A 23,783-nucleotide genomic window follows, 5' to 3' on the forward strand; every position below is an offset into this window, starting at 1 on the left:
CGCATCGAGAACACCCCGAACGCGAGAGCCTCCCCTCGACGTGGTCGAGGGGAGGCTCTCCGGTGCTCAGATCACTGCGGCTGGTCGGTGATCATCGCTGTCTGGATCATCTGCGGGCCGCCGCGCAGGGTGCGGCTGACGAGGGTGCCTCGGCCCGGGGGCAGCTGGCGCGACTTGATGTTGGCGACCAGCTGACCGTCGTCCTTGTTCGCGCTCATCGCCAGGCCGGGGGCCGACGTCTCGCGCATCTTGCCGATCAGCGGCTCGTACAGCGCCCGTCCCGCACCACCGGAGTTGCGGGCCAGGACGATGTGCAGACCCACGTCCGTCGCCTGCGGGATGAACTCCGCCAGCGGGGCGAGCGGGTTGTTGCCCTGCGGTGCCACGAGTTCGTAGTCGTCGACGACCACGAACAGCTCCGGCCCCTTCCACCACGAGCGGTCGCGCAGCTGCTCCTGCGTGACGTCCGGGCCGGGCAGCCGCTTCTTCAGGGAGGCGGTCACGTCCTTGACGTTGCTCTTGAGCTGGTCCGCGCTGACCGAGTACTCCAGCAGGTGCGAGTTGAGGAAGCCCAACATCGAGCGCCGGTAGTCCACCAGCAGGATCAGCGCTTCCTTCGGCGTGTACCGCTCGGTGATGCCGCGGACGATCGTCTTCAGCAGCGCGGTCTTGCCCGACTCCCTCTCGCCGAACGCGTAGAAGTTCGGCTCGGCGCGGAAGTCCAGGTAGACCGGGTGCAGGCCGTCCTCGTTGATGCCGATCGGCACCAGCTTCGGGTTCGGCTGCTGCTCCGGACGCGGGAGCTGCTGGTAGGGCAGCAGCTCCGGCAGCAGGCGGACCTGCGGCGCCGGGCGGCCCTTCCACGAGCTCTTGACCCGGTTGACCAGGTCGGCGACGCCCTCGGAGACGTCGTCGTTGTAGAGCTCCCAGCCCATCCTCGCGGGACGGCGCTCCTCCTCGGCGGCCTGCGTCTCGACCTCGACGCGGTCACCGATGTTCTCGCTGTCCACGCGGGGCAACGCCATCAGGAAGTGCAGCTTCGACTCGTGCATGCCGCGGCCGGGACGGCCGTGAGGCACCTTCACCGCGGCCTTGCGGTCGACCTCCGACTCGCTCGGGTCACCCAGCCGCAGCTCGATGCGCGTCTGGATCAGGTCCTTCATCGCCGGCCGGATCTCCGCCCAGCGCGTGGCGGTGATCAGCACGTGGATGCCGAAGGCCAGACCGTTGGAGGCCAGGTTCAGCACGTCCTGCTCGAGGTTCTCGAACTCCTCGCGGAAGGCGCGCCACCCGTCGATCACCAGGAACATGTCGCCGTACGGGTCGTCGTCGAACTCACCGCGACGCTTGCGGTTGCGGTAGTCGTTCATGCCCTCGACGCCCAGCTGCTGGAACCGGCCTTCGCGCTCGGCCAGCACCGTCTTGAGCTCGGCGATCGACCGGCGGACGGTGTCCGGATCGCGGCGGGAGCCGTAGCCGCCCACGTGCGGCAGCCCGCGCAGCGCGGTCAGCGAACCGCCACCGAGGTCGACGCAGTAGAACTGCATCTCCTGCGGCGTGTGCGTCAACGCGGCCGAGGCGATGATCGAGCGGATCGCGTTCGACTTGCCGGCCCCGACACCACCGACGACGGCGCCGTGACCGCCCTGACCGGACAGGTCGAGGATCATCGGGTCCTGCCGCTGGTGGTACGGGACGTCGATGATGCCGACCGGGATCTGCAACCGGGAGCTGCCCGAGTACCCGGCGGCGGTGTAGCCGCGGTCGTCGGTCTGCTGCAGCGGCGGGAGCAAGGTGTCCAAGGTGGGCGGAGCGTCCAGCGGCGGCAACCACACCTGGTGGGCCGCGATGCCCTGCCCGGTGATCTTGTCGATGACGATCTGGAAGTCGGTGAGCTCCGGCTCCTGGGACTCCTCCGTGACCTCCGGTTCCACCGGGGTCTCCGGTTCCGGGGGCTTCTCGATGAAGTCCGGGATGAAGTAGCGCGGCATCTTCTCGCCGGTCACCGGCGACGCACCGCCCCGCAGGGTCGGGCGACGACCGCTGGTCTGGTGCATGTGGCCGGAGACGTAGGCGGCGCGGAACCGCTCCATGCCGTTGGGGTGCTTCAGGTACCCGTGACCACCGCTGGCCGGCAGGTCCGCGGCGTCCGGAACACCGATCGCAGCCCGGGATTCGGCCGCGTTGAACGTCTTCAGACCGATCCGGTACGACAGGTGGGAGTCCAGACCGCGCAGCTTGCCCTCTTCCAGGCGCTGCGAGGCCAGCAGCAAGTGGACCTGCAGCGAACGGCCCAGTCGACCGATCATCACGAAGAGCTCGGCGAACTCCGGCTGCTGGGAGAGCAGTTCGGAGAACTCGTCGATGACGACGAACAGCGCGGGCAGCGGCTCCTGGCAGTGCTCGTCGCCCGCCTCGGCCATCTTCCGGTAGTCCCAGACGTTCTTCGCGCCCGCCTTGTTCAGGACCTCCTGGCGTCGGTTCATCTCACCGGCCAGCGCGTCCTGCATGCGGTCGATCAGCGAGCCGTCGCCTTCGAGGTTGGAGATCGACGCCGACACGTGCGGTGCGGTGTCGAACCCGTTGAACGTCGCGCCACCCTTGAAGTCGACGAGCACGAAGTTGAGCATCGACGAGGAGTGCGTGGCCATCAGGCCCAGCACGATGGTGCGCAGGAACTCCGACTTGCCGGAACCGGTCGCACCGATGCACAGGCCGTGCGGGCCCATCCCGCCCGAGGCGGTCTCCTTGATGTCCAGGTGCACGATCTCGCCCTGCTCACCAGGACCGATCGCGACCTTGTAGAGGTCGTCGGTGGGCCGCGGGCGCCACGCCTCGTTGAGGTCGAAGGTGACCACGTCACCGGCCAGACCCAGCTGCTCGATGTAGTTCAGGGGCGTGGTCAGCGGCTCGTAGCCACCGGAGTCGGTGTCGAGCGCGGGACCGCCGGCCACCCGGTACGGGGCCAGCTGGCGGGCCAGCGACGTCGCCTCCTCCATCGTCAGCGCGTCCGGCTTGCCGAACCACTCCACACCGGAGCCCCCGCGGGCACCGATGCGGTCACCCTCGACGACCATCCGCATGCCGCGGCGCGCCGTCAGCGGCCCCAGCAGGTCGGACAGGTCGATCATCGTGACGCCGGCCAGGCCGCCCTCGACGTAGAGGGCTTCTTCCCGGCTGATCTCGGCGTCGTCGATCAGGATCACGACGTGCGGCTGGCCTTCCGGCGGGGCCGCGTTGCGCTGGAAGCGCGGGCGGTCCGCCAGCTGCTCCGCGAGCATGCTCTCGACCGTGGCCAGCGAACCCGCCATCAGCCGCATCTGGCCGATGCCGTCGGTCTCGGTGGGGTGCTGCGCGTGCGGCAGCCACTTGACCCACTCCCACTCGCGGCGCGCCTGCCCGGAGCTGGCGACCGCGATGATCACGTCCTCGGGCGTGTGGAAGGTCGCCAGCTGGCACAGCATCGCGCGGGCGAGCGCGCGCACCTGTTCCTTCTCACCCTGCAACCCGACCGCGGCGAAACCGCGCAGCGAGGTCGCGATCGGCAGGTCCTGCACCAGCGAGTGCGCGCGCACGAAGCGGCGCAGCGCCAGCGTGGTGATCGGCTCGAGCTCGTCGACCGGGCCCGTCTGCGGCGGGACCAGGCGGGTCTCCAACCGCTGCGACCCGCGGCCGACGCGGACCTGGCAGAAGTCGTTGTCGTTGGGGCGGCGCTCCCACATCCGGCGGCTGCCCGCCGCCAGCGACCACAGGGTCTGCGGGTCCGGGTGGACCCACTCGCGGGCCAGCCGCTGCTCGTCAGCGGCTTCGCGGGCGCGGTCGCGCATCTGGCCGAGGTACCGCAGGTAGTCCTTGCGGTCCTCGTCCATCTCGGCCTTCTTCTGACTGCCGTCCCGGCCACCGCCGACCATCATCCCGAATGTTGAGATGAGCATCATCATCGGCATCATCATCATCATCGGGTTGTTCTTGGCCCGCGTGAACATGAAGGCCATCATTCCCAGGGACGCCACGATCATCAGGCCCGGGAGGACCTTCTGAACGATGTTTCCCGGGATGGTCCGCGGGATCTCCGGCGGTGGTTCGAGGTGCACCTCCCCGCCCGGTGGCCTGGGAGCGGCCAGGCGTGGCGTTCGCTTGAACTGCAGCGTGCTCACCGGACGCAACAACCTTTCTCAGACGTGCCTGGAAACACCAGAAGACCTCCGGTGCTCGTCGAACTCGCAGCCAGCATTGTTCACTGCCGCGCAGCTCGGGATGACGGGGTCCGGCACAGCGTGACCAACCAGATACCAAGTAGTTGATACGACTTCCGCCAAACCCGTCACCCGTGGACGGTCGGTGTGGCCATACTAGGGGCGCTCTTCGATCGGGCGGGTGGGTTTCGACCAGAAAACCCGGCCTTGGTTGGATCGAGCCCGCGACAAGTGAACGCACGACGATCAACTTCAGGGAGTAGGGGGCCCAAGTGGCGACCGGGACCACGGTGTTCAGCCGCGTGACGGTGGTGGCGCCTACAACTCGTATCGACCTGGCGCTGCCTTCAGACGTGTCGGTGGCAGACCTGCTGCCGATGCTTCTGGACATGGCCCGCGAGATGACCCCGGACGGCGGTTCGCGGCACGGTGGCTGGGTGCTGGCCAAGCTCGGTGAGAGCGCGGCCCTCGATCCGAGCCAGTCGCTGTCCTCGCAGGGCGTCGTCGACGGCGACATCCTGCAACTGCGCCGCCGTTCGGACGACCCGCCGCCACCGCTCTACGACGACGTCGTCGACGCTCTCGCGGAAGCGGAACCGGGCAGCTACCGGCCGTGGACCAAGGAGACCTCCGCGAAGGTCGGCCACACCGCCGGAGCTCTGGGCCTCGTCGCCGCTGCCGCGGCTCTCGGTCTCTCCGGTCCGGCCGGAATGCTGCACCCGGAATCCGTCCAGGGCACCACCGCGGTCGTGTACCAGCTGGTCGCCGCGGTCGTCGGGATGGTCGTCGCGATCTTTGCGACCGCCATCGGGTCCATGGTCACCCGCGCCTACGGGGCCGCCACGACCGGCACGGTCATCGCCGCCGCGGGCGGTCTGCCCATGGCGTTCGTGGCCGGTTTCAACATGGTTCCGGGCAACACGCTCGAACCCCGCCTGCTGCTGGGCAGCGCGCTGGTGTTCATCTTCGCCTCGATCTCCATCATGGTGATCGGCGCGGGGATCGTGACCTTCATCGCGGCCGCCACCGCAGGCGCTTTCGGCACCATCGCCTTCGCCGTCGCCACGTTGATCGGTTCAGCGCACGTCGCCGGCGTCGCCGCCGGTGCCGCTGCCGTGGCTCTGGCCGGGATCTCCCTGCTGCCGCGCATCACCATCCAGCTCTCGAAGCTGCCGCTGCCGCACGTGCCGGGCAGCGCCGAGGACCTCAAGGAGGACTCCGGCTTCCCCGAGTTCCGGATGATCGAGCGGCAGACCGGACTGGCCCACCAGTACATGACCGGTCTGATCATCGGCTGCGGTCTCGTCGCCGCGGGTGGCGCGATGGTCGCCGCCGTCGACAACAAGATCTGGGGCGCGGCCTTCGCCATCGTCGTCGCCGCCGTCCTGCTGCTGCGCGGCCGCAACTACGCCAACGGCAGCCAGGCGCTGGCGCTGCTGTTCAGCGGCCTGCTGGCCTCGGCGGGCATCGCCGTCGGACTGCTGGTGCAGGTCGCCGACAACCCGCTGTACATGGCGGCGGTGTTCCCGCCGCTGCTGATCCTCGGCGGCCTCGCGGTGATCTTCGGCGTGGTGTTCCCGAACCGCCGGTTCTCGCCCGTGCAGCGCCGGATGGTCGACATCCTCGAAGCCGTTCTGATCGCCCTCGTGCTCCCGCTGGCACTGGCCGCGATGGACCTCTACATGGCCATCCGCGACCTGAACCTGAACTTCTAAGAGGGACCTCGCACATGGGCTTCAAGCACCCCCGCTCGCGCGGTGCACGACGCGGACTCGCGCTGTGCGCCGCGGTGGGCGTCCTCGGGCTCAGCGGACCGACGGCCCCGGCGATCGCGCAGCAGGTGGGTCCACCGGCGCTGGACCCGAGCCAGCAGACCGGGTCCTCGCTGGACACGCAGAACTACCCGCAGAAGCAGGGCTGCATGAGCGGCAGTCCGGGCAGCACGATCCCCGAGAAGCCGTGGAGCCAGCTGGTCCTCGGTTACGAGAAGGCGCACGAGCTCGGGCTGACCGGGGCCAGCCAGAAGGTCGCCGTGATCGACACGGGCGTGAACAACCAGCCACTGCTGGGCGCGGGGGCCGTGGAGTCCGGTGGCACGTCCATCACCGCGGACGGCCGGGGGACCCAGGACTGCGACGGTCACGGGACGATCGTGGCCGGCATCATCACCGCGGACCCCGATCCGACCGGGGAGACCGGCTACGTCGGTGTCGCACCGGACGCGAGGGTCCTGTCGATCCGGCAGACCTCGAACCTGTTCGTCGACGACGGCACCAACTCCACGGTCGGCAACACCGAGACGATGGCGCAGGCCATCAACCTCGCCGCCGGCAGGGGCGCGACGGTCATCAACATCTCGCAGTCGTCGTGCCAGGCGATCGCGCAGGCGTCCCGGTACGGCGACGCGGGCAACCAGAAGCTGCACAACGCCGTGGTGAACGCCTACAACCAGGGCATCGTGATCGTCGCCGCAGCGGGCAACGTCGGTGGCAACTGCCAGAAGAACTCGCCGGGCAGCCCGTCCACGGCCGTGCTCCCGGCCTGGTTCGACGACTACGTGCTGACGGTGGCGTCGGTGAACCAGGAGGGCGCGCCGTCCGAGTTCACCGTTCCCGGACCGTGGGTGGACGTCGCCGCACCCGGTGAGAACCTGATCGCGGTCGACCCCGGTGTCGGCGGGAACGGGCTGGTCAGCCAGATCTCCGAAGGCCAGGACGGGCAGATGGGCCCGATCCAGGGCACCAGCTTCGCGGCGCCGTACGTGTCCGGTGTCGCGGCGCTGATCAAGGAGAAGTTCCCGACGCTCAAACCGGCCCAGGTGATGGAGCGGATCAAGACCACCGCGCTGCACCCGGGCGGCGTCAACGGCCGCAACGACATCGTCGGGTACGGCATGATCGACCCGATGGCCGCGCTGCAGGACGTGGTCCCGGCGGAGCACGGCAAGCCCGTTCCGCCCAAGAAGCCGACGCGCTTGGCGGCGGACGCCCTGCAGCAGAAGGACTTCCCGGCCATCATCGTCGCGATCGGCGGCGCAGGAGTGGGGGTCGCGGGCATCGTCTTCACCGCGTTCCTCACCAACGCGATCCGCAGCGTCCGTGCTCGAGCACGCCAGAACCGCTGACGCGGGTCACCGCACCAGGACGAACAAGAAGGGCCGTCTCCCGTGGGAGACGGCCCTTCTCGCATCCACACCGCGCAGTCCGAAAGGTACATTTCGGACTGACCTTTTCCAACCCCCGCCCGATCTGGCGTGGTCCCGCCACGACTACCCGCGGCGGCTGGATTTCAATCCCGGGACTTCGAAGCCGTCCCGTTCGCGTCGGGTGCCTTCGACCCGGGATCCACCGTGGGAGCCAGGACCTCGTCGATCGAGGGCTTCGGCGGCGCCGGTTGCAGCGTCGACGGGAGGTCGATGCTGTCCGCGGCGTCCCGGGCGTCCTCCCCGGAGGCCTGCTGGGCTTCCGGCTGGTCCCCGAACACCGCGGGCGGGGCGTCCGGCGGTGTGCCGAAGAGCTCCTCGGGGTTGGACTTGAAGCGCGAGGCGTTCTGCCGCTCCGCGTTCCCGCCGCGCCGGCCGAGCACGCCGCCCATCATGCCCATCGGCATCATGCCCATCCCGACGCCCGCTGCCCCCACGGCGGCGCCCGCGGCGACGCCGCCTGCAGCCGCCCCGGAGGCGGACTGCTCCTCGCCGGACTCCTCCGAGGCGCTCGCCGGCGACGTGCCGGCGGCCTCGGGAACTCCCGCGGTCGCGGCGGGCACGTCCCCGGGCGCCTGCGGTTCCCAGCGCCCGGGCTCGCGCGTCGCCACCCCGGCCATGTCGTCGCAGAGGCGGGTGAAGGTCGCGTAGTGGTCCGCAATGGACTCCAGCTGCTCGCGGACCGGCTCGGCGAGGCCGGCCAGCAGGTCGCGGGCGCGGCCGGTCTCACCCGCGCGCATCGCGGCCTCGACGTCCTCGGCAGCCTCCGCGGTCAGCTCGATCAGACGTCGTTGCTGCGCACCGACACCCTCCGCGGTGTGCTCCAAGGTCTCGGCCAGCGCCGTCATCGAGTCGACGAGGTCCTTGCCCGCCAGCCCGGCGTCGCGGACGTGCGCCACGAACGCCTCCGCGTCCGCGCCCTGCCACGCGGTGTCGATCCCGCCCAGCTTGCCGTCCACGTCCCCGGACGACTGCTCGACGATCGCGGCCACCTCCCGCCACACCTGGGCCGCCGTGCGGAAGTCCTCCGGGCGCCCGGTCAGTTCCGCGGGATCGGCGGGGATGGAGTGCGCCACACCGAGTTCGTCGGCCAGGCCCGCGAGGTGGCGCAAGTGCTCGGTCGACATGTCACGCCTCCTGTCTGCGCAGGTCAACAGCACTGTCGTCGTCACCGACCGCGTGGTGGTCGACCACCTCGCGCAACTCCTCGCCAGCGCTGGTCAGCGTCTCGGCGGCCGTGCGGTGCCGATCGAGGAGCTGCTCGCACAACCGCTGGTAAGCCTCGAGGGCACCGGAACAGCGCCCGACCTGCCCGAAGGACTCACCGGCGAGCTCGGCTTCCGTCAACTTCGCACGTCCGCTCGTGATGTCCTCACCGGCCTCGCGGACCTGCCGCGCGTGGGTTGCCAGCCAGTCGACGTCGATCCTGAGCCCCGACATCCGCCCACCTCCAAGATCGGATCTCGCTCCTAAGACGAACCGCCCGCAGCTCACCGTGGCTGCGGGCGGTTCGCTCGTGTCCTCGGACGTTCGACACCGGGGGTTCGGTTCCCCGGTGCGCGCGGAGTTCTCCGCGCGCACCGGGACCACTCACGCTCCTCCGGCCTGCGGCTTCGGAGCGGGCCGGTTCACGCCACCCGGCGCGACCGGCACGGAGTCGTAGGTGACGCTCGCACCGGCCGGGTCCAGGAAGTCACCGCGCGGCAGGCTGCGCATCAACCAGGACGGTCCGGCCTTGATGTCGCCGGCACCCTTGACGACACCGAGTCCCTGCGCGGTGGCGACGTCCTTGACCCCGTACTGCACGCCCTGGTCGGACACCAGGAAGATCGGGCCGCTTCGAGCGCCGGCCTCGTTCGAGGTGCCGCGCACGACAGCGGACTTGCCCGCCGGACCGTAGTAGTAGTCGACCTTCGGGCCCGAGCCGTCGAACTGCGCCAGCTTCACCGCGGGCTTGACCGCCGGGGTGCCCTTGTTGAGGGTGACCGTGATCACCTGCGAGCCGTTGACGTTCTTCCAGCTCAGGCAGGACGTGTCGGCCTGCTGGAAGGACACCGGCTTCGGCACCGACATGGGGAAGTGGTCGAACTTGAGCGGCTTCTCGGTCCACGGAGCGTCGGTGATCGCACCCGTGACGTTCGGGATGTCGCGGCTGGACAACTTGCCCGCGTGCAGCACGGCCGCCGCACCCTGAGCGCTGAGCTCCTGCTTGCCGTCCTGCATCAGCACGAAGAACTGCTCCGCCTCACCGGGAACGCTGCGCTTGACGACGTCGCCGACCTTGTAGCGGTTCAAGTACTGAGCGGTGCCCCCTTCACCCGGGATGTCCGGGACCTCGAGGTCCGGCACGCTGGGGATCGCGTTCAGCATGTTGGTGCTGATGGTCCGCGGAGTCACGCCGTTGAGGCCGAAGACGTCGCGGACCACGGTCTCGTTCTTGCCGATCTTCGACTTCACGGCGTGGGTGTTGTCGTCCCGGTCGACCCGGTAGACCAGGTACTCGTCGCCCGAGCTCTGGTCCTCGACGAACAACGACTGCTTCGGGTCGAGCTCGACGCCGTGGTGGCCGTCACCACCGATGACCGTCGTCTCGACCTTCGTCGCGGCCTCCACACGGGACGAGCTGAGGTTGCCCTGCACCTGACCGACGTCGCAGATCGCCCACGACGGTTCGGCGGGGTTGTCCGCGCTCGGCACGTAGGTCGGGGCGTTGACCATGCCGGTCAGCGGACCGCGCGGGAAGTCCGCCAGCGCCGCCTCCTTGACCGTGGTCGTCGGCACAGCGCCGCTTCCCTGCTTGCCGCCCTGCTGCATGACCAGCAACTTCGCCGATGCCATGTTGAGCATCGGGATGAGCCGCTTCTGCGCCTTCTCGTCGGAGGTGACGACGAAAACGCTGCCGCTCTCCTTGGCGACGACGATGTTCCCCGGTTCGGGAACCGTGCCCTTGCCGCCGAACAGGCCCCAGACGAGGAACCCGATCACACCGACGGCCGCCAGCACCGCACCCGCGATCGTGGCTCGCTTGTGCGAGCCCATCGGATCGTGGAGCATCACCGCGTCTTTCCGCACCAGCGCCGACTCCATGCGGCGAAGCACGAACCGATAGGCCTGAACCTGTGACTTCGTTGTGGGTGTTGATGCCATTCTTCGCCTACAGCTCTCCCGTCCGAGGTACGGTTCCGCAGGATAGTCGCTGAGATATACCGAATGGGTGCGGTTCGGCGGACTCCGTCAGTATTCTCTGCACGCGGCTCAACTCCGACGAACGCGTCCGCCGCACCTACCTGCGAGGGGGAGAGACCGAACGGATGTCCGTGCCCACACAACATCCGGCCCAGCCGAAGGCTCCCGGGCCCGCCAGCCCGACCCGCGCGCGGATCCGCGCCCGACGTCGGCGGATCAACGGCGTGACGCTCGCCGGAATCCCGGCGGCCAACATCGTGCTCATCGAAGTCGGCCTGGGAATCGGGGCCGGTGTCTTCTTGATCAACCCGCGCGATCCCGTCATGTGGTCCATCGGGGGCGGCGTCGTCCTGCTGGCGTTGATCATCGCCCTGCTGCGCCGCCGGGGCCGCTGGTTCACGCAGTGGTTCGGGCAGGTGCTGGAGTACCGCAGCCGCAACCACACCCGCGTTTCGCACCCGGCCAACGTCGACGCCACCGAACCCGCTGAGGACAAGGACGGCGACGGCATCATCGGCCCGGACGAGAACCACCGGGTCGCGCTGCTGCGCCTCGTCGTCGAGGACCTCGTGATCGCCCGCGCCCAGGACCACGACCGCAACCCGGTCGGGATGTCGTGGCACAACGGCAAGTGGACCGCGGTGCTCATGGTCGAGCCGACCCCCTCGCTGCTCAACCCCGTGGACAACGCGCCGAACCTGCCGCTGAGCGCCCTCGTGCCGTGCCTGGAGGACCGTGGCGTCGTCCTCGACGCGATCCAGGCCATCTGGCACTGCTACCCGGGAAGCGCTGCGCTGCCCTCGAACTCGCCCGCGCTGAACTCCTACATGGAGGTGCTGGGCCGGCTTCCCGCCGCCGCTCGACGCACCACGTGGATCGCCGTGCGGCTGGACCCGCAGCGGTGCGCGAAGGCCATCGGCGAGCGTGGCGGCGGCGTGCTCGGCGCGCAGCGCGCCCTGATCGGTGCCCTCTCCCGAGTGCGTTCTTCCTTGGAGCAGCACGGGATTCCGACCCGTCCGCTGGACCCGGACGAGCTGCTGCAGGCCGGCATCTCCTCCGCGGAACTGCACAGCGTGCTCGGTTCGCAGCGGCCGGTCGGCCTCAAGGAGCGCTGGGACGGCGTCACCGCCGGAGGCGTGGGCCACTCCAGCTACGCCATCACGTCCTGGCCAAACCAGATGAACGACAGCCTCAACGCGCTCACCGGCATCCGAGCGCTGTCGACCAGCATCGCGTTGTCGGTCTCACCGGTCGGCGAGGAAGGTGAGGTCGGACTGCGCGGTCTGGTGCGCGTCTCCGCCCGCACGCCCGCCGAGCTCGACACCGCCGACGCGCGGCTGAAGGCCATCAGCAACCGACTCGGGTTGACCCTCACGCCGCTGCGGGGTTCGCAGCTGGCCGGTTACGCAGCGACGCTGCCGCTCGGAGGTGCGGCATGAGCCGAAGCAGGACGATCGACGTTCCCAGCAACCAGGGCGTCGCACCGGAATTCATGGTCACCCCGGAGACGCTGGACGCCATCAGCCCGTCCGGCGACCGCGGTGGCGTGATCATTGGATCGGACCCGCAGGGCGAGGCCCAAGCGGCGTCGATCCTGCGCTCGCTGCCGACCCGCATGGTCACCGTCGGCGGTCTCTACCTGGCCCGCCAGCTCGCGCTGCGGGCGATGGCCACCGGCGCGTGGGTGATCATCGCCACCGGCCGTCCCGCCGCGTGGAAGGTGCTGGAACGCGCCGCCGGTGAAACCCCCGACGGCAAACCGGTTCCGCTGGTGCAGATCCGCCGCCTCGCACCGTTCGACCTGCCGCGGTCCTCCGAGGACACCCCGCTGCTGGTGATCCACGACGGCGGCGCGGTCCCCCAGGAGCTGTTCCCGCCGCGCCACCCGTGGCAGACCACCATGTACGTGCTGCCCTACCTGCACCCGCAGGTCAGCAGTGGCACCGCGGCCAACACCGCGGACCTGGTGCTGCTGCAGCGGCTGCCGCTGAACCAGGCGCAGCTCGCGCAGCGCATCTGGAGCCTCCGCAACCACCAGGTCCAACCGCTCACGCAGCTGCAGGACGACCAGCTCATCGCGCTGGGCAACATGACCTGGACGATGATCCGCCTGGTGACCAACCAGAAGGAGAAGGACATCCTCGGCCCCATCCGCCGAGGCGACTGACCGAACCAGCACAGCAGGAAACCCTCGGATCCCCGGGGGTTTCCTGCTTTCCAGGGGCACTGAACCCCACCGCGAGGCCCGAGGCGTCGGAAGAGCCGAGAAAGGCACCAGAACCACCTCCCAGTCCCCGGGGGCCTTCCTCCCCGCGCCCCCAGGACGCCATCAACCACGCGCCCGGCCACAGCATCCCCCGGATCCGCACCCACACCCGCACCGCACCGCACCGCACCGCACCCGAGCGGACCCCCTCGAACTTCGCGCGAAGTTCGAACCCCAGACCCAGCCGTCGAACTTCGGTCGAATTCTGAAGCTCGCGTTCAGCCCTCAGATTCCTCGCGAAGTTCGAAGGCTCCACCCGGAGGGTCACCGTGGGTTGTGCACAGGTCGTCTGCCCTTCCACAGATGTCTGTTCTCCCGTGACACACCGTGTCGTTCGTGGCCACTCCATGCCGCATGGATTTCGTTGCTGATGACGTTGAGCGCCGACGTCCGCCGCTGTTCACGCGGGCCCAGGCACTGGCACAGGGCATCTCCGACCACAAGCTGGCCAAGTACTTCACCAGGGTGCTGCAAGGGGTCTACACCGTTCGCGACGCGGTGGTCATCCACCAACTCCGCTGTCGCGCCGCGGCGATGACGCTGCCCGCCAACGCGGTGATCACAGGACGTTCGGCGGCGACCCTGCTCGGCGCGGACCTCGCCGGACCGCACGACCCCGTCGAAGTGCTCGTCAGCGACCACAAGTACATGAACCGCCGCTTCGGCCTCCGCGCGTGGGCCCGCACGTGCACGGACGACGAACTCGTCCCCTGGCACGGCATCCGCCTCGCCCGGATGACCCGCGCGGCCTTCGACGTGCTGGCCCGGCACACGCTCCGCTTCGCCGTGGCCAACTGCGACGCGATGTTGCGGGCCGGCCTCGTCGACGAGACGTCGCTGCACGAGTTCATCGCTGAACGGCACTACTACGGCTACCGCAAGGCTCACCGCGCGCTGGCGCTGGTGGACGCACGTGCCGAGTCGATCCCCGAATCCGTGCTCCGCGTGGAGCTCGTCCGAGCGGGCCTGACCCCGACCCCGCAGGTGGAAGTCTTCGACCTGGAGGGCAACGTCGTGGCGCGCCCCGACCTCGCCTTCGAGGAGGAGAAGGTCGCGGTCGAGCACGACGGGAACTGGCATGCCCGGCCAGAACAACGCGCGAAGGACGAAGTTCGGCGGCAACGGCTCCGCGAGTGCGGCTGGACCGTTGTCGTGGTCACCCGGGACGACCTCTGCGGCACGCCCGGTGCCGTGGTGAACCAGGTGAAGAAGGCCCTCGGGTGCGGCCCTGATCGTCGAACTTCGCGCGAACTTCGAGGGCGGCCGCGTCAGCGCAGGGTTCGGGTGGCTCTCGTCTGGTTCTTCCGGGCGGCCAGCTCGTCGTTCGGCGGGTAGTCGATGGCGCGCAGCGTGAGGCCGTGCGGCGGAGCGACCGCCGTCGTCCGGGTCTGGCTCGCCAGCAGTTCCGCCGGGAAGGAGTCCGAGCGACGGCCGTCGCCGGTCATCAGCAGCGTGCCGACGAGGCTGCGGACCATCGAGTGGCAGAAGGCGTCGGCCGAGACGTCGGCGACGAGGAGGTTGTCCTCCACCCGCGTCCAGGTGAAGCGCTGCAGCTCGCGGATCGTCGTCGCGCCCTCCCGCGGCTTGCAGTAGGCAGCGAAGTCGTTGAGGCCCACCAGCTCTCGCGAGGCCGCGTTGAGCGCGTCCACGTCGAGCGGCCGGTTCCAGGCCAGGGTGTCCCTGCGCCGCAGCGGATCCGCGCCCCACGGGGCGTCGGAGACCTGGTAGCGGTAGTGCCGGCGCAGCGCCGAGAACCGCGCGTCGAACTCCGGCGGCACGACCTGGGCGCCCGTGATCCGCACGTCCGGCGGCAGGATGCGGTTCCACCGGTGAGCCATCCGCGTCAGGTCCGGGATCCCCCGCTCGTCGACCGGCAACCGGCCGGGCGCTGCGGGATCCGTCGGGACGACGTCGAAGTGCAGCACCTGTCCCGTCGCGTGCACGCCGGTGTCAGTGCGGCCCGCGACCACCACCGACCCGGGCACCTCGCGGCCCGGGGGCTGCTTGGCCAGCGCGTCCTCCACCAAGCCCTGCACCGTGCGCAGACCTGGCTGCTTGGCCCAGCCCTTGAAGTCCGTCCCGTCGTAGGACAGGTCCAGGCGCACGCGAACGAGCCCGCCGTCCCCGTCGGGGGCAGCGGGCTCGTCCACAGCATCACCGGCCTGGATCAGGACTCGTCCTTCTTCTCGGCAGCGGTGTCCTCGGCGGTCTCCTCCACCTCGGCCTGGGCCTCGGTGGTCTCCTCCGCCTCGGTGGCCTTCGGCTCCTCGGCCTTCGGCTCGTCCTTGGCGAACTTGGTGCCGCGGGCGGCCTCGGCCTCGGCGGTGGCGGTCTTCTCCGTCACCAGCGCGATCACGGCCATCTTCGCGTTGTCACCCTTGCGCGGCATCGTCTTGATGATGCGGGTGTAACCGCCGTTGCGGTCGGCGAAGAACGGGCCGATCTCGGCGAAGAGCTTGTGCACGACGTCCTTGTCGCGGATGGTCTTCATGACCTCGCGACGGTTGTGCAGGTCGCCCTTCTTGGCCTTCGTGATGAGCCGCTCGGCGATCGGCCGCAGCCGCTTCGCCTTCGCCTCGGTGGTGGTGATCCGACCGTGCTCGAACAGCGAGGTGGCCAGGTTGGCCAGGATGAGCCGCTCGTGCGACGGGGACCCGCCGAGACGCGGACCCTTGGTCGGGGTGGGCATCGGTTGCTCCTCTCGAGGGCGCGCCGGTGAACCCCGGACGCGCAACACAGCTACAGCTGCTCTGTCTCCGCGTAGTCCTGACCGTCGTCGTAGCCGTTGTCCTCGACGGGACCCGTGGAACCGACGATGACCTCGTCCTCGGCGGTCCAGCTCTCCGCGGGGTACTCGGCCGCAGCAGCGGACGGGTCGAACCCGGGCGGGCTGTCCTTGAGTGCCAAGCCCAGACCGGCCAGCTTCATCTTGACCTCATCGATGGACTTCGCGCCGAAGTTGCGGATGTCCAGCAGGTCGGCCTCGCTGCGCGAAACCAGCTCGCCGACGGTGTGGATGCCTTCCCGCTTGAGGCAGTTGTACGAGCGAACCGTGAGATCCAGGTCCTCGATCGGCATCGCGTAGGCCGCGATGGTGTCTGCCTCCGCCGGCGACGGACCGATCTCGATGCCCTCGGCATCGACGTTGAGCTCGCGGGCGAGCCCGAACAGCTCGACGAGAGTGCGACCGGCCGACGCCACCGCATCGCGGGGCGTGATGGACGGCTTGGTCTCGACGTCGAGGATCAGCTTGTCGAAGTCGGTGCGCTGCTCGACACGAGTGGCCTCGACCTTGTAGGTCACCTTCAGAACCGGCGAGTAGATCGAGTCGACCGGGATCCGGCCGATCTCAGCACCGGTCTGCTTGTTCTGCATCGCGGGGACGTAGCCACGACCACGCTCGACGACGAGCTCGATCTCCAGCTTGCCCTTCGCGTTCAGCGTGGCGATGTGCAGCTCCGGGTTGTGCACGGTGACACCCGCCGGCGGGACGATGTCCGCCGCGGTGACCTCACCCGGGCCCTGCTTGCGCAGGTACATGGTGACCGGCTCGTCCTCCTCGGAGGAGACGACGAGCTCCTTGATGTTCAGGATGACGTCGGTGACGTCCTCCTTCACACCCGGGATGGTCGTGAACTCGTGCAGCACACCGTCGATGCGCAGGCTGGTGACCGCCGCCCCCGGGATGGACGAGAGCAGCGTGCGGCGCAGCGAGTTGCCCAAGGTGTAACCGAAGCCCGGCTCCAGCGGTTCGATGACGAACCGGGAGCGGGTCTCCGACACGGCCTCTTCGGACAGTGTGGGTCGCTGGGAGATGAGCACTTCGTGTTCCTTTCCTCACGGCGCCCGCCATATGACGCCGATGGAATGGCATGCCCGCGATCGCTCGCGGGCCGGCGACGGATTCCTGCACCGCCACCGCTGGTTGCGGCCGCCGGCGACCACCCGTGGAGGAGGCCGCCGGCGGGACGCGTCACTTCGAGTAGAGCTCGACGATGAGCTGCTCGGTGACCGGGGTGTCGATCTGCGCGCGCTCCGGGCGCTGGTGCACCAGGATGCGCAGGTTCGAGGGCACGACCTGGAGCCACGCCGGAACCGGGCGCTCGCCCAGGGTCTCCTTGGCGATCAGGAACGGCGTGGTGCCCAGCGACTTCGGCTTGACGTCGATGATGTCCCACTTGCTGATCTGGTAGCTGGGGACGTTCACCTTCCTGCCGTTGACCAGGAAGTGCCCGTGGCTGACGAGCTGCCGGGCCATCCGCCGGGTGCGGGCCAGACCAGCGCGGTACACGACGTTGTCCAGCCGGCACTCCAGCAGCTGCAACAGGTTCTCACCCGTCTTGCCGGGGCGGCGGTTGGCTTCCTCGTAGTACGCGCGGAACTGACGCTCGAGCACGCCGTAGGTGTACCGGGCCTTCTGCTTCTCCTGGAGCTGCAGCAGGTACTCGGTTTCCTTGATGCGCGCACGACCGTGCTGCCCCGGCGGGTAGGGGCGACGCTCGAAGGCCTGGTCTCCGCCGACAAGGTCAACCTTGAGACGACGGGACTTGCGGGTCGCGGGACCGGTGTAACGAGCCATTGGTGTTCCTTACTCCTTTCCCGCGGCTCAGACCCGACGACGCTTCGGCGGGCGGCAGCCGTTGTGCGGCTGCGGGGTCACGTCCTGGATGGTGCCCACCTCGAGGCCTGCGGCCTGCAGCGAGCGGATCGCCGTCTCCCGGCCCGAGCCCGGACCCTTGACGAAGACGTCGACCTTCTTCATGCCGTGCTCGGCGGCCTTGCGAGCCGCGTTCTCGGCGGCCATCTGCGCGGCGAACGGGGTGGACTTGCGGGAGCCCTTGAACCCGACGTGGCCGGCAGAGGCCCAGCTGATCACCGCACCGGTGGGGTCGGTGATCGAAACGATCGTGTTGTTGAACGTGCTCTTGATGTGAGCCTGCCCGTGGGCAACGTTCTTCTTCTCCTTGCGCCGCACCTTCTTGACGGCGCCGGCGCGAGCCTTGGGTGGCATAGCTTCAGCTTTCTCCTAGCGAGGCTTACTTCTTCCCGGCCTTCTTCTTGCCGGCGACCGTCTTCTTCGGCCCCTTGCGGGTGCGCGCGTTGGTCTTCGTCCGCTGCCCGTTGAGGGGCAGGTGACGACGGTGGCGCACACCCTCGTAGCAGCCGATCTCGATCTTCCGGCGGATGTCGGCCTGGACCTCGCGGCGGAGGTCACCCTCGACGCGGTAGTTCTCCTCGATGAAGTCGCGCAGCTTGGTCAGCTGCTCGTCGTCGAGGTCACGCGGCTTCGCGTCCGGCGAGACACCGGTGCCGGAGATGATCTCCTTGGCCCGGGTCCTGCCGATCCCGAAGATGTAGGTAAGCGCGATCTCCATGCGCTTCTCGCGCGGGAGGTCGACGCCAACGAGCCGTGCCATGTCGGCTCCTTCTCCTTCGATCAGTCCAGGTCTGCTCCCTCGCCGCCTCCGCACGTGGTGCGGAGCCCCGGCCTGGTCCGGAGGTCAGCCGACTCAGCTCTCGAGCCGACAGGTCGTGGGAGTTCTTCTCGATGTCTGCTGCGACCGAAGTGGTCTGCTCAGCCCTGGCGCTGCTTGTGCCGGGCGTTGTCGCAGATCACCAGGACTCGTCCGTGACGACGGATGACCTGGCACTTGTCGCAGATCTTCTTCACACTCGGTTGGACCTTCACGGTCGTGCTCTCCTGTTGGACGCGTGTCCGGGTCTCCCCGGACACCGTGGAGGTCACTTGTAGCGGTAGACGATGCGCCCACGGGAGAGGTCGTAAGGCGAGAGCTCCACCACAACCCGGTCCTCGGGGAGGATTCGGATGTAGTGCTGGCGCATCTTGCCACTGATGTGCGCGAGGACCTTGTGGCCGTTCTCCAACTCGACGCGGAACATCGCGTTGGGAAGCGGCTCGATCACCCGACCCTCGACCTCAATGGCCCCGTCCTTCTTGCCCATGTCCTCCGCGTTTCGTGACGGTGACGGTTTGCGGGGCGCTCAGCCCCAGCCACGCGTCCCGGAGGCCCCGGCACGCATGACCGGCACACGCGGGTTCCGATTCGAAATACCGACGGACACCCGATCCGGATACTCTGTTCAAGAGCGCGCGGACGGACACTCGGGCACAACGAACCGGCGCCACTCGTGCGCCGGTAGTCCATCGTACGCGCAGCCCGATGAGCACCACACATCGGGGCTGCTCACGCGGCCTCCGACCGCGTCGTCGGCTTGCGCGGATCTTCGCGGGCTCACTAGTTTCGACCACGCAATCGAACCTCCGACACCGGCGTCGGGGCGCCCACCCCTGGAAGGACCGAGGAACAGCGTGACAGCTCAGCAGTCCACGGGCTCTCCCGTGCAGGCCGTGACCGGCAAGCTCGCCGAGTACCGGACCTTCCTCACCACCGCCGTGCGCAACCCGCGCATGGTCGGCGCCGCCACGCCCACCTCCGCAGCGGTGGCCGCGACGGTCGCGCAGGTCGTGCCCAGCACGGGCAAGCCCGTGGTCGTCGAGCTCGGCCCCGGCACCGGATCGCTGTCCGACGGCATCCACGCGCGGCTGCCCCTCGGCGCCCGGCACCTGGGCATCGAGCTCGGCGAGGACCTCGTCGCGCACCTGCGCGAGCACAAGCCCTGGCTCGAGGTGGTGCACGGTGACGCGGGCGAGCTGCAGGGCCTGCTCGCCGACCAGGGCATCGGGAAGGTCGACGCGATCATCAGCAGCATCCCGTGGTCGCTGCTCGACGACGCCACCCAGGACCGCATCCTCGGCCAGGCCGCGCAGGCCCTCAAGCCCCACGGCGCTTTCACCGCCCTGACCTACCTGCCCGCCGAGCGGACCCGGAACGCGCGTCGCTTCCGGGGGCGGCTGCACGAGACCTTCGACGAGGTCCTCACCCACACCACGTGGCGGAACTTCCCGCCGATCCTGCACTACCTCTGCCGGCGTCCCCTCGTCTGAGGAAACCCTCAACCGGGTACTTCCAGGCGAAACGCCTGGATCGGTCGGGTGGGGGGCTCGACCGCGCACCCGTTACGGTCGGGCGGCACCAACCCGGGGAGGGCGAGGAACCATGAACAAGCCGCACGAGTACCTGATGTTCGTGCGCCGTGCCGTGCAGAACCCGTCCCAGGTGGGCGCGGTGCTGCCGACCTCGGAGCACGTGGCACGTGCGGTCGCCGACGTGGTGCCCAGCCTCCGCGCCAGCACGGTGCTCGAACTGGGTCCGGGCACCGGGGCCTTGAGCGGACCGATCCAGCAGCGCACCGCACCGGGGTCCCGGCACTTGGCGGTGGAGATCGACCCCCAGCTGGTGCGCTACCTCAACCGCACCAAGCCGTGGCTGGAAGTCGTCCAGGGCGATGCGTCCCACCTGCGCAAGATCCTCGCCGACGTCGGCGTCGACCGGGTGGACGCGGTGATCAGCTCCATCCCGTGGACCCTGCTGCCTGCCGACGAGCAGCGCGAACTCCTGCACGAGGCGGCCGCGGTGATGAGCCCGGACGGCGTGTTCACCACCGTCACCTACTTGACGACCCTGTGGCGCTCCCAGACCAGGGAGTTCATCGGCGCCCTGCACGACACCTTCGACGAGGTGTTCCCCCGCAGCGCCGTGTGGCGCAACGTGCCTCCGGCCCGCGTCTACGCCTGCCGCCGCCCCAAGGGCTGACGGCTGTGATCCCTGGGGCGGGTGCGGCTCGGGTGAGCGGTCAGGAGTCCTCGGGGGCGGTGAGGACCCAGGGGCCGTCCTCGGTGATGGCGACCGTGTGCTCCCAGTGAGCCGCGCGGGAGCCATCGGCGGTGACGACGGTCCAGGCGTCGTCGAGCTCCTCGGTCTCCGCGGTGCCACCGGTGAGCATCGGCTCGACGGCGAGGCACATGCCGGGGCGCAGCTTCGGCCCGCGGCCAGGCTTGCCGAGGTTGGGCAGGAAGGGCTCCATGTGCATCTGGGTGCCGATCCCGTGACCGCCGTACTCGGCGATGATGCCGTACTCGCGTCCGTCGGCCTCGGCCGCCGCCAGCGCGGCGGTCTCCACCGCGTGCGAGATGTCGGTGAGGCGGTTGCCCGCGCGGACCTTCTCGATGCCCGCCCACATGGAGGCCTCGGTCGCGGCCGACAACGCGCGGTCGGCTTCGCTGATCTCGCCGATGGCCAGCGTGACGGCGGAGTCGCCGTGCCAGCCGTCGAGGATCGCGCCGCAGTCGACCGACAGCAGGTCGCCCCCGGAGACCACCTCGCGCACTGACGGGATGCCGTGCACGACCTTCTCGTTCAGCGACGCGCAGATCGAAGCGGGGAAGCCGTGGTAACCCTTGAAGGAGGGCACCGCGCCGGCATCGCGGATGACCTGCTCCGCGATGGCGTCGAGCTCACCGGTGCTCACACCGGGAACAGCCTTCTCCCGGACGGCCGCCAGCGCACGTGCGACGACGAGACCCGCGGCGCGCATCGCCTCGATCTCACCGCGCGACTTGAGCTCGATGCCCTTCCCCCGACGCAACAAGGCACTCACCTTCGAAGTATGTCCAGACGGCGCCGGGTCGCGCCCGGCGGATGGAATGACGACGGCCGGCCACCAGCGGTGACCGGCCGAGCGAAGTTCACTGGTGGTTGCGCAGCGCTTCCAGCGCGCGACCGGTGATCTCCTCGATCGAGCCCAAGGCGTCGATCTTGATGACCTTGTCCCGGTAGTAGTCCAGGATGGGTTCGGTCTCGTCGTGGTACACCGCCAGCCGGCGGCGGATGACGTCCTCGGTGTCGTCCGAGCGGCCGCGCGCCAGCATGCGCTTGACCAGCTCTTCCTCCGGCACGTCGAACTGCACGACCGCAGTCAGCTCGAGGTCCTTCTCCGCGAGGATACCGCTGAGCACCTCGGCCTGAGCGGAGTTGCGCGGGTAGCCGTCGAGCAGGAAGCCCTGGGCTGCGTCCTCGTCCCCGAGGCGGTCGCGCACCATCTCGTTGGTGACCTCGTCCGGCACCAGTTCACCGGCGTCCATGTAGCTCTTGGCCTTCTGGCCAAGCGGGGTGGAGTTGCCGATGTTCGCGCGGAACAGATCTCCGGTGGAGATGTGCGGCACGCCGAGCTTCTCGCTGAGCACGGCCGCCTGGGTACCCTTGCCGGCACCCGGCGGGCCGACGAGAACCAATCGCACCAAGGGTCTGCCTCCGAATCCTCACCATCGCGCGCCAACTGCTGACGAGCTACGCCGCACCGCCCCGTACCAACGGCGCAGCGATCCCAACCACCCTACGCATCGGCGACGGGCGGGCGAACACGCCCATGCGATATCGCACGCAAGGACAAGCACGCTGGTCCGGGCGTGTTCCACGCACGCCCGGACGCTCCAGCCTACCGGAGGAAGCCCTCGTACTTGCGTTGCGTGAGCTGGCTCTCGATCTGCTTCACGGTGTCCAAGCCCACGTTGACCATGATCAACACCGCGGTGCCGCCGAACGGGAAGTTCTGGTTCTGGCCCTGACCGCCGGTCAAGCCCAGGAAGAACATCGGCAGGATCGCCACGATGCCCAGGTACAGCGAACCGGGCAGGGTGATGCGGGAGAGCACGAAGCTCAGGTACTCCGCGGTCGGCCGACCGGGCCGGATACCGGGGATGAAGCCGCCGAACTTCTTCATGTCGTCCGCCCGCTCTTCCGGGTTGAACGTGATCGACACGTAGAAGTAGGCGAAGAAGATGATCAGCAGCATGTACAGCAGGATGTGCACCCAGCTGGACGGATCCACGATGTAGGTCTGCAGGAAGCGGGCCCACCAGCTGTCCTGGTTGCCGGCCAGCTGACCGATCAGCTGCGGCAGGTACAGCAGCGACGAACCGAAGATGACCGGGATGACGCCCGCCTGGTTGACCTTCAGCGGCAGGTAGGTGGACGTGCCGCCGTACATCCTGCGGCCGATCATCCGCTTGGCGTACTGGACCGGGATCCGGCGCTGCGCCTGCTCGATGAAGACGACGGTCGCGATGATCGCGATCGCGAAGAGGCAGACCATCGCGAACACCAGCGGGCCGTGCGAGGTCAGGATGTTGCCGCCCTCGGCGGGGATCCGCGAGGCGATCGAGACGAAGATCAGCAGCGACATGCCGTTGCCGATGCCGCGCTCGGTGATCAGCTCGCCCATCCACATCAGGACGGCGGCACCGGCGGTCATGACCACCACGATGGTGATCAGGTTCAGCACGGAGTCGTCCGGGATCGGCGAGACCGAGCAGCCCTGGAACAGCTGCCCGCGCACCGCGAGCGCGACGATGCCGGTGCCCTGCAGGACCGCCAGCGCGATCGTCAGGTACCGGGTGTACTGGGTGAGCTTGGCCTGGCCGGACTGGCCTTCCTTCTTCAGCTGCTCGAAGCGAGGGATGACCACCTGCAGCAGCTGGATTATGATGCTCGCGGTGATGTAGGGCATGATGCCCAGCGACAGCACCGACAGCTGCAGCAGCGCGCCACCGCTGAAGAGGGTCAGCAGTGAGTACACACTCTCAGCGCCGCTGCCCTGGATCTGCTCGATGCACTGCTGGATGTTGGGGTACGACACACCGGGCGACGGGATCGTCGCGCCGAGGCGGTAGAGCACCACCATCCCCAGCGTGAACAGGATCTTGCGGCGCAGGTCCGGCGTTGCCAGAGCCGAGCGGAAGGCGCCGAGCACGCGAACCTCCTGTACGCGAGCCGGTCGGAACCGGCCGGAAAACAAGCGGCCGGCTTCGCCAGCCGGCACGGCGGGAAACTCCTTGGACAAGGCCGCGGTCACCCACGGCACTACCGCGCGACTTTAGCAGGCCGAGGGGCGGATACGGACAGCGACCGAACCCTCACGAGTGTCAACTTGCTGCACCATCACCCTCGAACTGCGGCAACCGCGCCCTCCCGAGCGCGGTTGCCGTTATTCCCAGCGCGACCTGCGACGTTCG

22 protein-coding genes are annotated in these 23,783 nt (G+C 69.0%); 7 read left to right on the forward strand and 15 right to left on the reverse strand.

All coding sequences use genetic code 11. The features are described from left to right. Nucleotides 1–71 precede the first annotated feature (71 nt). Nucleotides 72–4,157 (reverse strand): type VII secretion protein EccCa, encoded by a 4,086-nt coding sequence (gene eccCa, locus EIL87_RS25025; protein ID WP_125093027.1) that lies wholly within the window; start codon nucleotides 4,155–4,157, stop codon nucleotides 72–74. Nucleotides 4,158–4,468: 311 nt separating this feature from the next. Between eccCa and eccD the strand changes: the two genes are divergently transcribed. Next, a complete protein-coding gene (gene eccD / locus EIL87_RS25030; RefSeq protein WP_125093028.1) occupies nucleotides 4,469–5,911 on the forward strand; it encodes a type VII secretion integral membrane protein EccD in 1,443 nt (480 codons plus the stop codon). Nucleotides 5,912–5,925: 14 nt separating this feature from the next. Next, the gene (mycP, locus tag EIL87_RS25035) at nucleotides 5,926–7,320 is read left to right on the forward strand and encodes a type VII secretion-associated serine protease mycosin (RefSeq protein ID WP_125093029.1); all 1,395 of its coding nucleotides are present in this window, start codon (nucleotides 5,926–5,928) and stop codon (nucleotides 7,318–7,320) included. A 164-nt stretch (nucleotides 7,321–7,484) separates the two neighbouring features. Here mycP and EIL87_RS25040 read toward each other — a convergent pair whose 3' ends face one another. The 3 genes from EIL87_RS25040 to eccB all read right to left on the reverse strand — a co-directional run bounded on the left by EIL87_RS25040 (nucleotide 7,485) and on the right by eccB (nucleotide 10,545). Next, entirely contained in the window at nucleotides 7,485–8,525 is a 1,041-nt protein-coding gene (locus tag EIL87_RS25040; RefSeq protein ID WP_125093030.1) for a WXG100 family type VII secretion target, read from the reverse strand. Nucleotide 8,526: 1 nt separating this feature from the next. Further along, on the reverse strand, nucleotides 8,527–8,838 hold the full coding sequence (locus EIL87_RS25045) for a hypothetical protein (protein WP_125093031.1): 312 nt from the start codon (nucleotides 8,836–8,838) through the stop codon (nucleotides 8,527–8,529). Nucleotides 8,839–8,988: 150 nt separating this feature from the next. Continuing rightward, the gene (gene eccB / locus EIL87_RS25050; RefSeq protein WP_125093032.1) at nucleotides 8,989–10,545 is read right to left on the reverse strand and encodes a type VII secretion protein EccB; all 1,557 of its coding nucleotides are present in this window, start codon (nucleotides 10,543–10,545) and stop codon (nucleotides 8,989–8,991) included. A 164-nt stretch (nucleotides 10,546–10,709) separates the two neighbouring features. Here eccB and eccE point away from each other — a divergent pair, with 164 nt between their 5' ends. From eccE to EIL87_RS25065, 3 genes are all read left to right on the forward strand, one after another. Next, nucleotides 10,710–12,023 (forward strand): type VII secretion protein EccE, encoded by a 1,314-nt coding sequence (gene eccE, locus EIL87_RS25055; RefSeq protein WP_125093033.1) that lies wholly within the window; start codon nucleotides 10,710–10,712, stop codon nucleotides 12,021–12,023. Beyond that, nucleotides 12,020–12,751, forward strand: a complete 732-nt coding sequence (locus tag EIL87_RS25060) for a hypothetical protein (protein WP_125093034.1) — start codon at nucleotides 12,020–12,022, stop codon at nucleotides 12,749–12,751. Before eccE ends, EIL87_RS25060 begins: the two co-directional genes overlap by 4 nt. A 453-nt stretch (nucleotides 12,752–13,204) precedes the next feature. After that, a complete protein-coding gene (locus EIL87_RS25065) occupies nucleotides 13,205–14,185 on the forward strand; it encodes an endonuclease domain-containing protein (RefSeq protein WP_125093035.1) in 981 nt (326 codons plus the stop codon). On the opposite strand, the gene truA is transcribed toward EIL87_RS25065, so the two are convergent. From truA to infA, 8 genes are all read right to left on the reverse strand, one after another. Next, the gene (truA, locus tag EIL87_RS25070; protein WP_125093036.1) at nucleotides 14,119–15,000 is read right to left on the reverse strand and encodes a tRNA pseudouridine(38-40) synthase TruA; all 882 of its coding nucleotides are present in this window, start codon (nucleotides 14,998–15,000) and stop codon (nucleotides 14,119–14,121) included. The genes EIL87_RS25065 and truA overlap by 67 nt on opposite strands. 17 nt (nucleotides 15,001–15,017) lie before the next feature. Continuing rightward, the gene (rplQ, locus tag EIL87_RS25075; protein WP_125093037.1) at nucleotides 15,018–15,539 is read right to left on the reverse strand and encodes a 50S ribosomal protein L17; all 522 of its coding nucleotides are present in this window, start codon (nucleotides 15,537–15,539) and stop codon (nucleotides 15,018–15,020) included. A gap of 50 nt (nucleotides 15,540–15,589) precedes the next feature. After that, the gene (locus tag EIL87_RS25080) at nucleotides 15,590–16,672 is read right to left on the reverse strand and encodes a DNA-directed RNA polymerase subunit alpha (RefSeq protein ID WP_125093038.1); all 1,083 of its coding nucleotides are present in this window, start codon (nucleotides 16,670–16,672) and stop codon (nucleotides 15,590–15,592) included. A gap of 151 nt (nucleotides 16,673–16,823) precedes the next feature. Then, on the reverse strand, nucleotides 16,824–17,429 hold the full coding sequence (rpsD, locus tag EIL87_RS25085) for a 30S ribosomal protein S4 (RefSeq protein ID WP_125093039.1): 606 nt from the start codon (nucleotides 17,427–17,429) through the stop codon (nucleotides 16,824–16,826). A gap of 27 nt (nucleotides 17,430–17,456) precedes the next feature. After that, nucleotides 17,457–17,861, reverse strand: coding sequence for a 30S ribosomal protein S11 (gene rpsK / locus EIL87_RS25090; protein ID WP_093414154.1), 405 nt, complete (start codon nucleotides 17,859–17,861; stop codon nucleotides 17,457–17,459). A gap of 25 nt (nucleotides 17,862–17,886) precedes the next feature. Further along, nucleotides 17,887–18,267, reverse strand: a complete 381-nt coding sequence (gene rpsM / locus EIL87_RS25095) for a 30S ribosomal protein S13 (protein ID WP_125093040.1) — start codon at nucleotides 18,265–18,267, stop codon at nucleotides 17,887–17,889. Nucleotides 18,268–18,425: 158 nt separating this feature from the next. Continuing rightward, a complete protein-coding gene (rpmJ, locus tag EIL87_RS25100; RefSeq protein ID WP_093414693.1) occupies nucleotides 18,426–18,539 on the reverse strand; it encodes a 50S ribosomal protein L36 in 114 nt (37 codons plus the stop codon). Nucleotides 18,540–18,592: 53 nt separating this feature from the next. Further along, nucleotides 18,593–18,814 (reverse strand): translation initiation factor IF-1, encoded by a 222-nt coding sequence (infA, locus tag EIL87_RS25105; RefSeq protein WP_009948665.1) that lies wholly within the window; start codon nucleotides 18,812–18,814, stop codon nucleotides 18,593–18,595. Between the two features lie 367 nt (nucleotides 18,815–19,181). On the opposite strand from infA, the gene EIL87_RS25110 reads away from it, so the two are divergent. Together EIL87_RS25110 and EIL87_RS25115 are read left to right on the forward strand one after the other, a co-directional pair. Beyond that, nucleotides 19,182–19,817: a class I SAM-dependent methyltransferase gene (locus tag EIL87_RS25110; RefSeq protein ID WP_407690574.1), complete on the forward strand. Its 636-nt coding sequence runs from the start codon at nucleotides 19,182–19,184 to the stop codon at nucleotides 19,815–19,817. 112 nt (nucleotides 19,818–19,929) lie between these two features. Beyond that, complete coding sequence (locus tag EIL87_RS25115) at nucleotides 19,930–20,526, forward strand: class I SAM-dependent methyltransferase (RefSeq protein WP_125093041.1); 597 nt, start codon at nucleotides 19,930–19,932, stop codon at nucleotides 20,524–20,526. A 40-nt stretch (nucleotides 20,527–20,566) separates the two neighbouring features. Here the strand turns inward: EIL87_RS25115 and map are convergent, their stop codons facing one another. From map to secY, 3 genes are all read right to left on the reverse strand, one after another. Next, complete coding sequence (gene map / locus EIL87_RS25120; RefSeq protein ID WP_125093349.1) at nucleotides 20,567–21,361, reverse strand: type I methionyl aminopeptidase; 795 nt, start codon at nucleotides 21,359–21,361, stop codon at nucleotides 20,567–20,569. A 97-nt stretch (nucleotides 21,362–21,458) separates the two neighbouring features. After that, nucleotides 21,459–22,013 carry an adenylate kinase gene (locus tag EIL87_RS25125; protein WP_125093042.1) on the reverse strand — a complete coding sequence of 185 codons (555 nt, stop codon included), beginning with the start codon at nucleotides 22,011–22,013 and terminating at the stop codon, nucleotides 21,459–21,461. A 194-nt stretch (nucleotides 22,014–22,207) separates the two neighbouring features. Continuing rightward, on the reverse strand, nucleotides 22,208–23,521 hold the full coding sequence (gene secY, locus EIL87_RS25130) for a preprotein translocase subunit SecY (RefSeq protein ID WP_125093043.1): 1,314 nt from the start codon (nucleotides 23,519–23,521) through the stop codon (nucleotides 22,208–22,210). Nucleotides 23,522–23,783: the final 262 nt, after the last annotated feature.

Origin of the sequence: Saccharopolyspora rhizosphaerae (assembly GCF_003931915.1) — a bacterium.
Taxonomy (GTDB): domain Bacteria; phylum Actinomycetota; class Actinomycetes; order Mycobacteriales; family Pseudonocardiaceae; genus Saccharopolyspora; species Saccharopolyspora rhizosphaerae.